Annotated in this window: 16 protein-coding genes and 1 pseudogene; 12 read left to right on the top strand and 5 right to left on the bottom strand. The window is 71.1% G+C overall.

Features of this window, described 5'->3' with window-relative positions; all coding sequences use genetic code 11:
- The first annotated feature begins 331 nt into the window (after positions 1–331).
- The gene (locus ACFHYO_RS14410) at positions 332–499 is read left to right on the top strand and encodes a hypothetical protein (protein ID WP_394321283.1); all 168 of its coding nucleotides are present in this window, start codon (positions 332–334) and stop codon (positions 497–499) included.
- 378 nt (positions 500–877) lie between these two features.
- On the opposite strand, the gene ACFHYO_RS14405 is transcribed toward ACFHYO_RS14410, so the two are convergent.
- The 3 genes and pseudogenes from ACFHYO_RS14405 to tldD all read right to left on the bottom strand — a co-directional run bounded on the left by ACFHYO_RS14405 (position 878) and on the right by tldD (position 3934).
- Positions 878–1132: a DprA-like winged helix domain-containing protein gene (locus tag ACFHYO_RS14405; RefSeq protein WP_394321303.1), complete on the bottom strand. Its 255-nt coding sequence runs from the start codon at positions 1130–1132 to the stop codon at positions 878–880.
- Between the two features lie 393 nt (positions 1133–1525).
- Positions 1526–2413 (bottom strand): annotated as a pseudogene (dprA, locus tag ACFHYO_RS14400) (DNA-processing protein DprA); the annotation flags it as partial.
- A gap of 102 nt (positions 2414–2515) precedes the next feature.
- Entirely contained in the window at positions 2516–3934 is a 1419-nt protein-coding gene (gene tldD, locus ACFHYO_RS14395) for a metalloprotease TldD (protein WP_394321281.1), read from the bottom strand.
- 240 nt (positions 3935–4174) lie between these two features.
- On the opposite strand from tldD, the gene coxB reads away from it, so the two are divergent.
- From coxB to ACFHYO_RS14340, 11 genes are all read left to right on the top strand, one after another.
- Entirely contained in the window at positions 4175–5005 is an 831-nt protein-coding gene (gene coxB / locus ACFHYO_RS14390) for a cytochrome c oxidase subunit II (RefSeq protein ID WP_394321301.1), read from the top strand.
- 4 nt (positions 5006–5009) lie between these two features.
- Positions 5010–5957, top strand: a complete 948-nt coding sequence (cyoE, locus tag ACFHYO_RS14385; RefSeq protein WP_394321279.1) for a heme o synthase — start codon at positions 5010–5012, stop codon at positions 5955–5957.
- Complete coding sequence (locus ACFHYO_RS14380; protein WP_052176552.1) at positions 5957–6259, top strand: cytochrome c oxidase system small membrane protein; 303 nt, start codon at positions 5957–5959, stop codon at positions 6257–6259. Before cyoE ends, ACFHYO_RS14380 begins: the two co-directional genes overlap by 1 nt.
- Positions 6256–6852: a cytochrome c oxidase assembly protein gene (locus ACFHYO_RS14375; protein WP_052176550.1), complete on the top strand. Its 597-nt coding sequence runs from the start codon at positions 6256–6258 to the stop codon at positions 6850–6852. Before ACFHYO_RS14380 ends, ACFHYO_RS14375 begins: the two co-directional genes overlap by 4 nt.
- Before the next feature lie 87 nt (positions 6853–6939).
- Positions 6940–7758 (top strand): cytochrome c oxidase subunit 3, encoded by an 819-nt coding sequence (locus ACFHYO_RS14370; RefSeq protein WP_036712090.1) that lies wholly within the window; start codon positions 6940–6942, stop codon positions 7756–7758.
- Between the two features lie 81 nt (positions 7759–7839).
- Positions 7840–8520: an SURF1 family protein gene (locus ACFHYO_RS14365; RefSeq protein ID WP_036735480.1), complete on the top strand. Its 681-nt coding sequence runs from the start codon at positions 7840–7842 to the stop codon at positions 8518–8520.
- Entirely contained in the window at positions 8520–9911 is a 1392-nt protein-coding gene (thrC, locus tag ACFHYO_RS14360) for a threonine synthase (protein ID WP_394321277.1), read from the top strand. The genes ACFHYO_RS14365 and thrC overlap by 1 nt, the downstream gene beginning before the upstream one ends.
- Positions 9908–11173: a M16 family metallopeptidase gene (locus ACFHYO_RS14355; RefSeq protein ID WP_036712083.1), complete on the top strand. Its 1266-nt coding sequence runs from the start codon at positions 9908–9910 to the stop codon at positions 11171–11173. Before thrC ends, ACFHYO_RS14355 begins: the two co-directional genes overlap by 4 nt.
- Positions 11173–11757, top strand: coding sequence for a GNAT family N-acetyltransferase (locus tag ACFHYO_RS14350; RefSeq protein ID WP_036703866.1), 585 nt, complete (start codon positions 11173–11175; stop codon positions 11755–11757). The genes ACFHYO_RS14355 and ACFHYO_RS14350 overlap by 1 nt, the downstream gene beginning before the upstream one ends.
- A 52-nt stretch (positions 11758–11809) precedes the next feature.
- The gene (locus ACFHYO_RS14345; protein WP_394321275.1) at positions 11810–13207 is read left to right on the top strand and encodes an FAD-binding oxidoreductase; all 1398 of its coding nucleotides are present in this window, start codon (positions 11810–11812) and stop codon (positions 13205–13207) included.
- A 103-nt stretch (positions 13208–13310) separates the two neighbouring features.
- On the top strand, positions 13311–13799 hold the full coding sequence (locus tag ACFHYO_RS14340) for a PACE efflux transporter (protein WP_394321273.1): 489 nt from the start codon (positions 13311–13313) through the stop codon (positions 13797–13799).
- On the opposite strand, the gene ACFHYO_RS14335 is transcribed toward ACFHYO_RS14340, so the two are convergent.
- The gene (locus tag ACFHYO_RS14335; RefSeq protein WP_036703864.1) at positions 13796–14344 is read right to left on the bottom strand and encodes an adenine phosphoribosyltransferase; all 549 of its coding nucleotides are present in this window, start codon (positions 14342–14344) and stop codon (positions 13796–13798) included. The two genes, ACFHYO_RS14340 and ACFHYO_RS14335, sit on opposite strands and share 4 nt — an antisense overlap.
- A complete protein-coding gene (locus ACFHYO_RS14330) occupies positions 14341–14937 on the bottom strand; it encodes a flavin reductase family protein (RefSeq protein ID WP_043132765.1) in 597 nt (198 codons plus the stop codon). The genes ACFHYO_RS14335 and ACFHYO_RS14330 overlap by 4 nt, the downstream gene beginning before the upstream one ends.
- Positions 14938–14996: the final 59 nt, after the last annotated feature.

Raw genomic sequence — 14996 nt, 5'->3', positions numbered from 1 at the left:
GAGGTGGGGCGGGGCAGTGTGCCGGTCCCGGTCCTCGTCGGGTCCGACGACGCTCGCCTCTGACCCGTGCGTTTCGCTGGTGTCCACGACTTCACGGCCCCGCGGTTGGCAGAGACGGTAAGTGCGCTGGGCAAAATAACCCTAACGACGGCACGGCGGAACTGCGCGCGGCGATCTCGGGCGGGCTCCGGTGCGGCCACTGCATCGACGTGGGGCTAAAGCCGATGACCGCGCAGAACGGCACCTGCTAGGGGTCGAGCCCGAGCGGCCGACGCTATCTCGGCAGGATGGGGTCTTAGGGCCTGCCAGACATCATTTTGAGGCGCTCCACGTGCTGCTGCAGAACGGTCTGATTGCGGCGCTTGGCGTCGCAGGCTTTGCCGGGCTGCCGGATGGAGCCAAGTTTCTGGCCGACGTCGCGGTCAAGTCGCTGCTGGCGGCAGTCCCGTCCTGCACGAAGCTGGGGATGGTGCGCGGGACATCCTGCGCCCCATCCTGACCAGTGTCATGTTTGGCGTGCTGTTTGCTCGCCCTCGAGGTTTTTGGCCCAATGCATGGAACTCAACGCTTTCGCCATGGTGCAGGCGGCCAGCTTCGGCTGTATCCGTCAGCTTTGGCATTATCGATGCCCTGCTTTCGCCCATGCTAGGGGCATAGCTACCAACGGTCTGCTCCAGAGCCCCACACCGTCACCCGGCTATCGCCCACGTCCACCGCCTATGCCGCACGCCTATCGCGGACCGTCCCGCGACCCGGCTTACCGGCCGGCCAGCTGTTTCTGGATCAACATGGGCGATCCAACGTCTGTGGAGCGCACCGATCCCGCTGAGCATCTACCGCTAGGCAAACCCAGCACCCCGACAACCCGGAGCGCGGCTCAGTCCAGCAGGGCCACCCGGCTGCCGGGCATACGCACCAGCCGACCGTCCAACTCGAGTTCGAGAAGGAGGGGGGCGAGCCGGGCCGCGGGGACGGATAGCAGGCGGATGAGGCTGTCCTCGTCGGTCGGCGATGGGCCGAGTAGGCTGATAAGTTGCTCTTTCAGCGTTGTTCCTGAGTCCTCGCCGATCTCGCGGGGACCGCAGCCGGCAGCGGAGGGGTGGGGGGGCTTGAGCGGCGGCGGGCTGCTCATCCGGTGTGACTGGGGCCCATTCGCCGTTGCGCCGGGTGCTGGCGCGTCTCTATCCACGGCGCTCGGCTCCCCATACGTGCCTCCCGATGCGTGACGGTCGCTCTTGGTCGTGTCGTCCTCTACTCTCGCACCTCGTGCGGTGGGTGGAAGCACTGCCGATGGCGGCGCCGCTCCGGCCGATTCGACGGGTCGGCCAGACAGACGGGACGAGCGGAACCGTGCCGCCGCAGCCCCGGTCTCGCGGGACCGTTCCTCCCCAGCGCCGCCATCACGGGACAGTCCGTCCCCAGCGCCGCCCTCTCGCGAACCTGCCCCCGCAGAACAACCCTCGCCTTCCCCAACCTCCACCCCCGCACCATCGCCAACCCCGCCCCCGACCGCGCCCGCCTCGAACCCCACCGCCGCCAGCACATCCGCCGCGCTGCGCACCAGCGTGGCGCCGTCGCGGATCAGGGCGTTGCAGCCGCCGGCGCGAGCGTCGAGGGGGTGGCCGGGGACGGCCATCACCTCGCGCCCCTGCTCGGCCGCGCAGCGCGCGGTGATGAGGGTACCGGAGCGGTGCGCGGCCTCGACCACCACGACGCCCGCGCAGAGGCCCGAGACGATCCGGTTGCGGGTCGGGAAATGCCGCGCCACCGGCTCAAGGCCCGGCGGCTGCTCTGAGATCAGGCAGCCGGTGGCGCGGATACGCTCGGCCAGGGCGCGGTTCTCGGCCGGGTAGATGCGGTCGATGCCGCCGGCCAGCACGGCGATGGTGCCGGCGGCGCAACTCGCCTCGTGCGCGGCGGTGTCGACGCCGCGCGCCAGACCGGCGGTGACGCCGATCCCGGCCTCGGCCAGCGCCAGCGCCAGCCCGCGCGCCATGCGCAGCCCCAGCGACGAGGCGTTGCGCGCCCCCACCACCGCGATCAGCGGGCGGGCGAGGACCGAAATCTCGCCCTGCACCCAGAGCGCGGGCGGGGCGTCGGGGATCTCGCGCAAGAGTGGGGGGTAGCGGGGGTCGGCGAGGGTGATCAGCGCGGCTCCGAGGCGGCGGCCGGCGGCCAGCTCGGCGGCGGCGACGCCCTCGGGGCAGGGGGCGTAGCCCTCGATCCCCGCGGCGGCGGCGATGTCGGGCAGCGCGGCAAGTGCTTCGGCCGCGCTGCCGTGATCGGCGATCAGCCGGTGATAGGTCGCCGGTCCGACCCGGCGCGAGCGGATGAGGCGAAGCACGGAGAGATCGTCTTCCCTCGTGGTGGGTGGGGTGTGGGGGGGAGCGAAGGAAACCGATCGCACAACCATCCCGAGCCTCGCCTCATCCTGCGAGGACTCATCGCACGGAAGGGTTAACGGATGGTTAGCGGCACAAGGCCCGGCGCGAAAAATCCGCCCGCGCGCGCCGCGTCAGGCCGCCGAGCCGCCCACGGTCAGCCCGCCGATCAGCAGCGTCGGCTGGCCCACGCCGACCGGCACCCACTGGCCCTGCTTGCCGCAGTTGCCCACCCCGGGGTCGAGCGCCAGGTCGTTGCCGATCGCGCGGACGTGCTTGAGCGCGGTCGCCCCGTCGCCGATCAGCGTGGCGCCGCGAATCGGTTCCTGCACCTCGCCGCCGCGGACGCGGTAGGCCTCGGTGCAGGAGAACACGAACTTGCCGTTGGTGATGTCGACCTGCCCGCCGCCGAAGCCCACCGCATAGATGCCGTCCGCGAGGCCCGACAGGATCGCCGCCGGGTCGTCGGTCCCCGGCTCCATCATGGTGTTGGTCATCCGCGGCATCGGCGCGTGGGCGTGGCTTTCGCGCCGGCCGTTGCCGGTGGGCGCGACCCCCATCAGCCGGGCGTTCTGCCGGTCCTGCAGGTAGCCGACGAGGATTCCATCCTCGATCAGCACGTTGCGCTGCGGGGGCGTGCCCTCGTCGTCGACGGAGATCGAGCCGCGGCGGTCGGGCAGGGTGCCGTCGTCGACCACGGTCACCCCGGGCGCGGCCACCCGCTGGCCCATGAGCCCGGCAAAGGCCGAGGCGCCCTTGCGGTTGAAATCCCCCTCGAGCCCGTGGCCCACCGCCTCGTGCAGCAGGATCCCCGGCCAGCCCGGCCCCAGCACCACGTCCATCACCCCGGCCGGGGCGGGGACCGAGCGCAGGTTGACCTCGGCAATCCGCAGCGCGTCGCGCACCAGCCCCTGCCAGTGCGCGGGCGCGAGCAGCAGGCCGAGCGCGTGCCGCCCGCCGCCGCCGGCGGTGCCGGTCTCGCGCCGGGTGTTCGATTCGAGGATCACCGAGACGTTCAGCCGCGCCATCGGCCGGATGTCGGTCACGATCCCGCCCTCGGGGCGCAGGATCGCCACCTCTTGCAGCGAGGACGCCATCGAGGCCGACACCTGCACCACCCGCGGGTCGAGGTCGCGGGCAAAGGCGTCGATCTCGCGCAAGAGCGCCACGCGGTCGGCGAAGGCGATTCCCTCGACCGGGTCGATCCCGGCGTAGAGCGCGGGGCCGGGGCCGGCGGGCGCCGGGCTCAGCACATGGCCGCCCGCGCCCACGGCGAGGCGCGCGGTCGCCGCGGCATCCTGCAGCGCGGCCAGCGAAATCTCGGTGGAATGGGCGAAGCCCGTGACCTCGCCCCGCACGGCGCGCAGGCCGAACCCCTGGCTCGCGTCGTAGCCCGCGTTGCGCAGCCGCCCATCGTCATAGACCAGCGCCTCGCCGCGCACCCGTTCGAGGAACAATTCGCCGTCGTCGGCGCCTGCCACCGCCTCGCGCAGGATGGCGAGCGCGCGGTCGGGATCGAGCAGGTCCTGGAAGGGGGCGAAGGGCGCGGTCATCGGGCGACGGAGGTAAGGGTTTTCTCGTCCCGAGTCGATAGCTAGGCTTGCCGGGTGCAAGCAGATATGGTTGTGACAGGACTGCCGATGCGCTGCGACCAGAGGCCGCAGACGCGGCGGGGGACGCGGCCGCGCGGGCGGCGAGGGACAGTGAACGGGAAACGAAGAATGGCAAACTGGGCAACGGGCCGGATCACGGCGGCGCTGACGGCCGCGGGTGCAGTCGCGGCGCAACTCGCGATGGCCGGCACGGCGGCGGCGCAGGACGTGCTGGGGGACCTGCCGGTGATCGGCAAGCCGCTGGCGGGCGGGATGAACTTCCAGCCGGCGTCGAGCCCGCTTGCGCACGACCAGCAGTGGCTGGACCACTTCGTGCTGATGATCATCACCGTGATCACGATCTTCGTCTGCGCCCTGCTCGTCTGGTGCATCGTGCGGTTCAACCGCCGCGCCAACCCGGTGCCCGCGCGCTTCACCCACAACACCCCGGTCGAGGTGCTGTGGACGCTCGTCCCGGTGCTGATCCTGCTGACCATCGGCATCTTCTCGCTGCCCGCGCTGTTCCGCTCGCAAGAGATGCCGGCCAACCCCGATCTCGTCATCAAGGCGATCGGGCACCAATGGTACTGGTCCTATGAATACCCCAATGACGCCATCGCCTTCGACGCGCTGATGCTGGCGCGTGAAGAGCTGGCCGACCACGGCTACGCCGAGGACGAATACCTGCTCGCCACCGACAACGCCGTGGTGGTGCCGGTCGGCAAGACCGTGCTGATGCAGGTGACGGCGACCGACGTGATCCACTCGTGGACGGTCCCCGCCTTCGCGGTCAAGCAGGACGCCGTGCCGGGCCGGATCGCCCAGCTGTGGTTCTCGGCCGACAAGGAAGGCATCTACTTCGGCCAGTGCTCGGAGCTCTGCGGGATCAACCACGCCTACATGCCGATCGTGGTGAAGGCCGTCAGCCAGGAGAAGTATGACGCCTGGATGGCCGAGGCCAAGACCACCATGGCCGCCGACGCCGGCGCCGCGCTGCCCCCGCAGCCGGTCCGCGTGGCGCAGGTCAACTGAGCCGGTGACCGACGTTCGGGCATACGAGGGCGCCGCGGCGCCCGCCACGGCCGCCACCGGCGCGCCCGAGGCCGAGTTCGGCGACTACGTTGCCCTGCTCAAGCCGCGGGTCATGTCGCTGGTGGTGTTCACCGCCTTCGTGGGGCTGTTCGTGGCCCCCGTCCACGTCGACCCGTTCATCGGCTTCTGCGCGGTGCTGTTCATCGCGCTGGGCGGCGGGGCGTCGGGCGCGCTCAACATGTGGTATGACGCCGACATCGACGCTGTGATGCACCGCACCCAGAAGCGGCCGATCCCGGCCGGGCGGGTCGGGCGCGACGAGGCGCTGGGTGTCGGGCTGTTCCTGTCGGGCCTCGCCGTGGTGATGCTAGGGCTCGCGGCCAACTGGTTCGCCGCGGCGTTCCTCGCCTTCACCATCTTCTTCTATGCCGTCGTCTACACGATGTGGCTCAAGCGCTCGACGCCGCAGAACATCGTCATCGGCGGTGCCGCGGGGGCGTTCCCGCCGATGATCGGCTGGGCCTGCGCGACCGGCGGCATCGGGATCGAATCGCTGCTGATGTTCGCGCTGGTGTTCTTCTGGACCCCGCCGCATTTCTGGGCGCTCGCGCTGTTCATGAAGGAAGATTATCACGCCGCGGGCGTGCCGATGCTGACCGTGACCCACGGCCGGCAGGCGACCCGGCGCCACATCTTCGGCTATACGCTGGTGCTGGCCGGGTTTGCGTTGGCGCTGGGGCTGACCTCGATCGGCGGGCCGATCTACCTCGCCACCGCGCTGGTGCTGAACGCGCTCTTCATCCGGGGCGGCTGGGTCATCCTGCGCCGCAGCGAAGCGCAGGCGACCGCGGACCACTATCGCGCCGAGAAGTCGTTCTTCCGCCTGTCGCTCATCTACCTGTTCGCGCATTTCGCGGCGCTCGCCGTGCAGGCGATCGTGGGGACATGGTGATGGCGCTGCATCCCGAACACGAGCTGCACCGCCGCCGCAGCGGCCGGAACGTCGGGCTCGCCCTCGTGCTGGTGGCGTTCGTGGCGCTGGTGTTCGGGCTGTCGATCGCCAAGATCAAGCAGGGCGACCTGATGCAGGCCTTCGACCACCGCCCGCGTGCCACCGCACTGCCGGCCGAGCCGGGGTTCACCGGCGGCGGCCCGGCCGCCAATCCCGTGGCCGCGCCGGGCACCCCGGCCGCCGCGCTGTCGAACGCCCGCGTGCCCGCCGCCCCCGCCGCAACGCCCGAGGTGAAGCCGTGACCGCGCCCGAATCCCCCCGCAAGCCCGACAACGCCCGGCTGGTCCGCCGGCTGGTGGCGGTCGTCGTGGTGATGGGCGCGCTGTCCTGGGCGGCGGTGCCGTTCTACTCCTGGTTCTGCCAGGTGACGGGCTTCGCCGGCACCACCCAGGTCGCCACCAAGGGCGCCGACCGGGTGCTCGACGACATGGTGACCGTCCGCTTCGATGCCAACGTGATGCCGAACCTCGGCTGGACCTTCCGGCCCATGCAGACCGAGATGAAGGTCCGCATCGGCGAAACCTCGATGGCCTTCTACGAGGCCGTGAACACCTCGGACGAGACCGTCACCGGCACGGCGAGCTACAACGTCAGCCCCGACGCCGCCGGCTATTTCTTCGAAAAGATCGCCTGCTTCTGCTTCACCGAGCAGACGCTGGCGCCCGGCGAGCGGATCGAGATGCCGCTGACCTTCTTCGTCAGCCCCGACATGGTCGACGACCGCGACGCGGGCCGCATCCGCGACATCACGCTCAGCTACACTTTCTTCCGCTCGGACGCGCAGAAATCGGCCAGGGCCGACGTCGCCGCGCCTCCGGCCACCGCCCAGAACTGAACCGCCCAGAACTGACCTGCCCAGAACTGACCCGCCTTCGCCTGAACCACGCCTGATCTGAACGACACCCCGGGGAGAGCCGACGACATGGCCCACGCCAAGAACCACGACTACCACATCCTGCCGCCCTCGGTCTGGCCGTTCTTCGGCGCCATCGGTGCCTTCGTCATGCTGTCGGGGGCGGTGTTCTGGATGAAGGGCATGACCCACCTGGGCCTGCCCGCCTGGACGCAGTTCGCCATCGGCCTGCTCATGGTGCTCTACACCATGTACGGCTGGTGGGCGGACGTGGCGCACGAGGGCAACACCGGCGACCACACCCCGGTGGTCCAGATCGGCCTGCGCTACGGCGTGATCCTGTTCATCATCTCGGAGGTGATGTTCTTCGCCGCCTGGTTCTGGGCGTTCTTCAAGAACGCGCTCTACCCGATGGGCGAGATGAGCCCGATCAAGGACGGCGTCTGGCCGCCCGAGGGCGTCGTGACCTTCGACCCGTGGCACCTGCCGCTGATCAACACCCTGATCCTGCTGCTCTCGGGCGTCGCCGTGACCTGGGCGCACCATGCCCTCGTGCACGAGAACGACCGCAAGACCGCGCTGCGCGGCACCGTCGTCGCGGTGATCCTGGGGATCTGCTTCACCCTGCTGCAGGCCTATGAGTACAGCCACGCGCAGTTCGGCCTCGCCGACAACGTCTATGGCGGCGTGTTCTTCATGGCGACCGGCTTCCACGGCTTCCACGTCATCATCGGGACGATCTTCCTCGCCGTCTGCGCGATCCGCTTTGCCCGCGGCGAGATGGACTCGGAAAACCACATCGGGTTCGAGGCCGCCGCCTGGTACTGGCACTTCGTTGACGTGGTCTGGCTGTTCCTGTTCGCCTCGATCTACGTCTGGGGCCGCTGAGCCCGCATCCGCAAGACCCCACGGCGCGCGGGCCCCAACCTCGCGCGCCGTTGCCTTTGCCGCCACCCGGACCCTGAGCCCATGCGCCGCTGGCTGCTGCCCCTGATCCTCGGTCTGATCGTGACCGGCGTGCTCGCCAGCCTCGGGGTCTGGCAGATGCAGCGCATGGCGTGGAAGAACGACCAGCTCGCCACCATCCAGCGGGGGATCGAGCAGACGCCGGTGCCGCTGCCGGCCGCCGTGGACCCGTCGATGAAATACCGCCCCGTCTATGTGGACGGCACCACTACGGGCGATGAAATCCTCGTGCTCTCGGGCACCCGCGACCTCGGCGGCGGCTACAACGTCGTCTCGGCGTTCCAGACCGCGGACGGGCGGCGGATCATGGTGGACCGCGGCTTCATCCCGCAGGACGACCGCCGAAAGCCCCGCCCGCCGGTGGCGCTGACGGTGGCGGGCAACCTGCACTGGCCGGACGAAAAGGGCTCGGCCACGCCCGAGCCGGACCTCAAGGCCGGGATCTGGTTCGCGCGCGAGGTGCCGCGCATGGCCGCGCATCTGGGGACCGAGCCGGTGCTGATCGTGGCCGCAGCCGTGCGCGGCGACGCGCAGGGGGTGATGCCCATGCCGCTCGACATCACCGAGATTCCGAACAACCACCTGAGCTACGCGATCCAGTGGTTTTCCTTTGCGGCGATCTGTCTCGGGATGACAATCGCGCTGGTCTGGCGTATCCGGCGCCCGATAACCCGAGGGGACTGATGCGCTATATCTCCACCCGCGGGCAGGCCCCCGCCTTGCCCTTTGCCGAGACGATGCTGACCGGGCTCGCCCGCGACGGCGGCCTCTATGTCCCCGAGACGGTGCCCCAGATGGACGCCGCCGCCATCGCCGCGCTCGAGGGGGTCAGCTACGAGGAGGCCGCCTTCCGCATCGTCCAGCCCTTCGTCGCGGAAAGCTTTTCCGAAACCGAACTGCGCGAGGCGATCCGCCGCGCCTATCAGGGCTTCGGCCACGCCGCCCGCGCGCCCTTGGTGCAACTCGCCCCCGGCCATCACCTGCTCGAGCTGTTCCACGGGCCGACGCTGGCCTTCAAGGACTTCGCCATGCAGCTGATCGGGCAGCTGTTCCAGATCGCGCTGGCGCGCGAGGGGCGGCGGATCACCATCGTCGGCGCGACGAGCGGAGACACCGGCTCGGCCGCGATCGAGGCGTTCCGCGGCCTGCCCAACGTGGACGTGTTCATCCTCTATCCGCATGGCCGCGTCAGCGCGGTGCAGCGGCGGCAGATGACCACGCCCGACGACGCCAACGTCCATGCGCTGGCCATCGACGGCACCTTCGACGACGCGCAGGCGCGGCTGAAGGACCTGTTCAACGACCACGACTTCCGCGACGGCGTGGGGCTCGCCGGCGTCAACTCGATCAACTGGGCGCGGGTGCTGGCGCAGGTCGTCTATTACTTCACCGCCGCGGTCAGCCTCGGCGCGCCGCACCGCAAGGTCAGCTTCACCGTGCCGACCGGCAACTTCGGCGACATCTACGCGGGCTCGATCGCCCGCGCGATGGGCCTGCCGGTCGAGCGGCTGGTGGTGGCCACGAACCAGAACGACATCCTGAACCGCGCGCTCACCTCGGGCGACTATCGCGTCGGCCGGGTCGAGCCGTCTATCTCGCCCTCGATGGACATCCAGGTCAGTTCCAACTTCGAGCGCGCGCTCTTCGGCGCCTATGACGGCGACGGGGCGGCGGTGGCGCAGCTCATGGCCGAGCTGTCCGGGCAGGGCGGCTTCGCCATCAGTCAGGGCGCGCGCGAGCATCTGGCCGAGATCTACGACTCGGGCCGGGTGTCCGAGCCCGAGACGCTCGCCACCATCGCCCGCGTCCGGGCCGAGACGGGCGAGATCGTCTGCCCCCACACCGCCGTAGGCATCAAGGTCGCCGACGATCACCGCGTGGACGGCACGCCCATGATCACGCTCGCCACCGCTCACCCGGCCAAGTTCCCCGACGCGGTCGAGCAGGCGATCGGCCTCAGGCCCCCGCTGCCGCCGCACATGGCGCGGCTGATGGACCTGCCCGAGCGGGTCACCCGGGTTGAAAACGACAACGCCGCACTTAAGTCGCTGATCCTTGAACGGAGAACGGCTTGAGCGACATTCGCATCACCACCCTGACCAACGGTCTTCGCATCGCCACCCGCCGGATGGAGGGGCTGCACTCGGCCTCGGTCGGCGTCTGGGTCACCGCCGGCGGGCGCGACGAGCGCGCCGAGCAGAACGGCATCGCCCATTTCCTCGAGCACATGGCCTTCAAGGGCACCGCCCGGCGGACGGCCCTGCAGATTGCCGAGGCGATCGAGGACGTGGGCGGCTACATCAACGCCTATACCTCGCGCGACACCACCGCCTATTACGCCCGCGTGCTGGCGGGCGACGTGCCGCTGGCTCTCGACGTGCTGGGCGACATCGTGCTGAACCCGGCCTTCGACGGGCGCGAGATCGAGGTCGAGCGCGGGGTGATCCTGCAAGAGATCGGCCAGAGCCTCGACACGCCCGACGACGTGATCTTCGACTGGCTGCAAGAGGCCGCCTATCCCGGGCAGGCGATGGGCCGCACCATCCTCGGCCCGGCCGAGCGGGTCTCGGGCTTCTCGCGCGACGACCTCGCGGGGTTCGTGCGCGAGCATTACGGCCCCGGCCAGATGATCGTGGCCGCCGCGGGCGCGGTCGATCACGACACGCTGGCCCGTCAGGCCGAGGAGATCTTCGGCCACCTCGCCCCCGTCACCGATCCGGGGCGCGAGCCGGCCCGCTGGCAGGGCACCGAGGCGCGGCGCGTCAAGCGGCTTGAGCAGGCGCATTTCGCGCTGGCGTTCGAGGGGCCGGGCTACCTCGCCCCCGACTTCTACGCGGCGCAGATCTGGACCTCGGCGCTGGGGGGCGGCATGTCCTCGCGCCTGTTCCAGCGCATCCGCGAGGAACGCGGGCTCTGCTACACGATCTTCGCCCAGTCCGGGTTCCACGACGACACCGGCATGGTGACCGTCTACGCCGGCACCTCGGGCGAGCAGTTGGCCGACCTCGCGCATCTGACCATCGACGAGATCCGCCGCTCGGCCGACGAGATGACCGAGGCCGAGGTCGCGCGCGCGAAAGCCCAGCTCAAGGCCGGGTTGCTGATGGGGCTCGAAAGCCCCTCGGGTCAGGCCGAGCGCATCGCCCGGGCGCTGGCGATCTGGGGCCGGGTGCCGGACGCCGAAGAGGTGGCGCAGCGCATCGACGCGGTGACCGCCGCCGAGGTCCGCGACCACGCCGCCGGGCTCATCGCCGCCGCCCGCCCGGCGCTGGCGCTCTACGGTCCCGTGCGCCGCGGCCCCTCGCGCGAGGCGCTGGCCGAGCGGCTCGCCGCCTGATGTTCCTGCGCCGCAGCCCCGCGCCGCGGCTCGAGACCGAACGGCTGGTGCTGCGCCTGCCCGCGCATGGCGATTTCCCGGCGTGGTCGCGGCTGCGGGCCGAAAGCCGCAGCTTCCTGACCCCGTGGGAGCCGGCGTGGCACGAGGGCCACCTGTCGCGCCGCGCCTTCGTCAACCGCGTCTACTGGGCCGCGCGCGCCAGCCGCGGCGGCACTGCGCTGCCGCTGTTCCTCGTCCGTCACGACGGGGTGCTCGTCGGCGCCGTGACGCTCGACAACATCCGCCGCGGCCCGGCACAGATGGGGACGCTCGGCTACTGGGTCGGCGCCCCCTTCGCGCGCCAGGGCTACATGCGCGAGGCGCTGGCGGCGGTGGTAGGCCACGCCTTCGGCACGCTGGACCTGAGCCGGATCGAGGCCGCCTGCCTGCCCGAGAACGCCGCGAGCCGCGGGCTGCTCGAGCACTCGGGCTTCAAGTACGAGGGCGTGGCGCAGTCCTATCTGCAGATCAACGGGCGCTGGCGGAATCACGTCCTCTACGCCAACCTGCGCGGCGACCGGCGCGGCCGGACCGAGGTCCGGTAGGGGCCGAGCGCGCCGCCCCGGACGCTGGCCGGGAGATTTGGGCAGGGAAGACATGACGCGAGAGCCCGCCGACGACCGCCTGGCCGCGACCCTGCCCCCCGGGGTGCTGCGCCCGGTCGAGGACCGCTATCTCGACGACCCGCGCGGGCGCTATCTCGGCCGCGGCGGGCTGGTCGCCGCCCCCCGCACGGTCGAGGAGGTCGCGGCCGTGGTGCGCGCCTGCGCCGCCGCCCGCGTGGGCATCGTGCCGCGCGGCGGCGGGACCGGGCTCGTCGGCGGCTCGGTCATGCCGGACGGGCCCGCGCCGCTGATCCTGTCGCTCGAGCGCATGGCCGCCGTCCGCGCCGTCTGGCCCGCCGAGGATGTGCTGGTGGCCGAGGCCGGCCTGACCCTCGCCGCGGTGCAGGAGGCCGCGCGCGCCGCCGGGCGGATGTTCCCGCTGGCGCTGGCGAGCCAGGGGACGGCACAGCTGGGCGGGGTGCTCGCCGCCAACGCCGGCGGCACGGCCGTCTTGCGCTGGGGCAACGCCCGCGCGCTGTGTCTGGGGATCGAGGCGGTGCTGCCGGACGGGTCGATCCTGCACGACCTCAAGCGGCTGAGGAAGGACAACACCGGCTACGCCCTGCGCGACCTGCTGATCGGGGCCGAGGGCACGCTGGGGATCATCACCGCCGCGAGCCTGCGGCTGGCACCGGTGCCCGCGGGCGTCGCGACCGCCATGCTCGCCGTGCCCGGCCCGGCCGAGGCGCTGCAGTTGCTGGCGCTGGCGCAGGGGCGGCTCAGCGGCTGCGTCACCGCGTTCGAGCTGATCGCGGGACAGGGGCTCGCCTTCTTGGCCGAGGTGCTGCCCGCCATCCGCCAGCCGCTGCCCGGCGCCCCGTGGTCGGTGCTGCTGGAACTGTCGCTGCCGCAGGGCCTCGACCCCGACGCGGCGCTCGAGGGGCTGCTCGCGGACGCGATGGAGGCCGGGCTCGTCATCGACGGCGCGCTCGCCCAGACCGGCGCGCAGGCGGCCGAGTTCTGGTCCCTGCGCGAGCATCTGCCCGAGGCCAACCGGCGGATCGGTTCGATCTCGTCGCACGACATCAGCCTGCCGCTGTCCGAGATCCCGCGGTTCCTCGACGATGCCGGCGCCATGCTGGCCGCGATGGGCGAAATGCGGATCAACGCTTTCGGCCATCTCGGCGACGGCAACCTGCATTACAACGTCTTTCCCGCCCCCGGCCGCCGGCGCGAGGACTACGACGCGCTGCGCCCCCGCATTCAGGAGGCCGTCCACGCGATGGTCGTCGCGCGCGAGGGCTCGTTCTCGGCCGAGCACGGGGTCGGCCGCCTCAAGACCGCCGATCTGGCGCGCTGGGGCGATCCGGCCCGGCTGGCGGCGATGCGGGCGATCAAGGCCGCGCTCGACCCGCTGGGGATCATGAACCCCGGCGCGGTGCTGGGTTGAACCGGGGCGCGCGGGCCGGTATCCGGGCCGCGACAGGACGACCTGTTGCCCGCACCGGGCCGCGATTGCCGGGACGACCCGCCTGACAGACGGAGCCCCTGCCGTGACCAGCCTCGAGTCCCCCGTGACCCCCGCCACCGCCACCGCGCCCGTCATGCGCACCACCCCCGACCGCATCCGCCACGCGGTGCTGTTCGAGATCGTGGGGCTGGTGTTCCTGATCGGCGGCGGCTGGCTGATCACCGGGTTCGACCTCGGCGCGCTCGGCGTGGTGGGGGTCGTCTCGTCGGTCGTGGCGACGATCTGGAACTATCTCTACAACCTCGGCTTCGACCATGCGCTCAAGCGCCTGCGCGGCAGCGTGGTCAAGACGCACCCGATCCGCGCGCTGCACGCGGTGCTGTTCGAGGCGGGGCTTCTGGTGATCCTGCTGCCCTTCGTGGCTTGGGTGCTCGGCATCAGCCTGTGGCACGCCTTCCTCTTCGACCTCGGGGTGGCGGGCTTCTACGTGGTCTACGGCTACCTGTTCAACTGGGCCTACGACCGCATCTTCCCGCTGCCCGGGATGCCCGGCCACGCCGCCGCGGGCTAGTGGCCGTCGAACTCGGTCAGGGCGTGAACCTCGACCCCCGCCGCCTCGACCACCGCGCGACCGCCGAGCTCGGGCAGGTCGATCACGAAGGCCGCGCCCACCACCTCGGCCCCGAGCCGGCGGCAGAGGTCGATCGCCGCCTGCGCCGTGCCGCCGGTCGCCAGCAGGTCGTCGACGATCAGCACCCGCTCGCCGGGCTTGAGCGCGTCGTCGTGGATCTCCATCACCGCCTCGCCGTATTCGAGCTGATAGGCCTGGCTGATCACCGTGCCGGGCAGCTTGCCCTTCTTGCGGATCGGCACGAAGCCGGTGGTGAGCTGATGCGCCACCGCGCCGCCGAGGATGAAGCCCCGCGCCTCGAGCCCCACGACCTTGTCGATCGGCACCCCCGCATAGGGCGAGAGCAGCTGGTCCACCGCCATGCGGAACCCGCGCGCGTCGGCAAAGAGCGTGGTCACGTCGCGGAACACGATCCCCTCGACCGGGAAATCGACGATGCTGCGGATGTAGTCCTTGACGGTCTTTTGCGGGCGCAGAGAGGTCATGCGGGGCGGTCCATCGAGAAGGTGTCGGTGACCACGCAATAATCGTTGTGGCCCAGCCGCGCGAGCCACCCCGTCGCCGGCCGGAAGATCCCGTCCTGAAGGCAGTCGGGGCGGATGTGGACCCCGGTCACCACCCCCAGCACGACGTGGTTGGCCTCGCCGGCCTGGCGGATGATCCGCGTCGCGCGGCACTCGATCGAGGCCGCCGCCTCGGCCACCCGCGCGCAGTCGATCGTCTCGCACGGCAGCGCCGTGACCCCGGCGAGGTCGAACTCGCTGACCCCCGCGGGCTGCGCCGAGGTCGAGGCGTTCATCGCCTGCGCCAGCGCCCCGTCGGCGATGTTGATGCAGAAGACCCGCGATTCCGCGACCTGCGCCACGGTGTCCTTGGTCCCCGGCCGGTCGGGCTTCGCCCCGGTCGAGGCGAACATCACCTGCGGCGGCACATAGGCGGTGGCGTTGAAGAAGGAATAGGGCGCGAGGTTGTCGCCTAGCCGCCCGCGGGTCGAGATCCAGCCGATCGGGCGCGGGGCGACGATGGCGTTCCACGGGTTGTGGGGCAGGCCGTGGCCGGCCTCGGGGCGGTAGAACATCGGCAGGGCCTCCTCGGTTCGGGTGGTGGGGCGGGGTCGGCGGCAGGGCGGTGGGCAAC

The organism is Paracoccus panacisoli (genome assembly GCF_042435015.1).
Taxonomy (GTDB): Bacteria; Pseudomonadota; Alphaproteobacteria; order Rhodobacterales; family Rhodobacteraceae; genus Paracoccus; species Paracoccus panacisoli.
The sequence above is the reverse complement of the archived record's forward strand: the minus strand, read 5'-3'. Positions and strand labels throughout refer to the sequence as shown.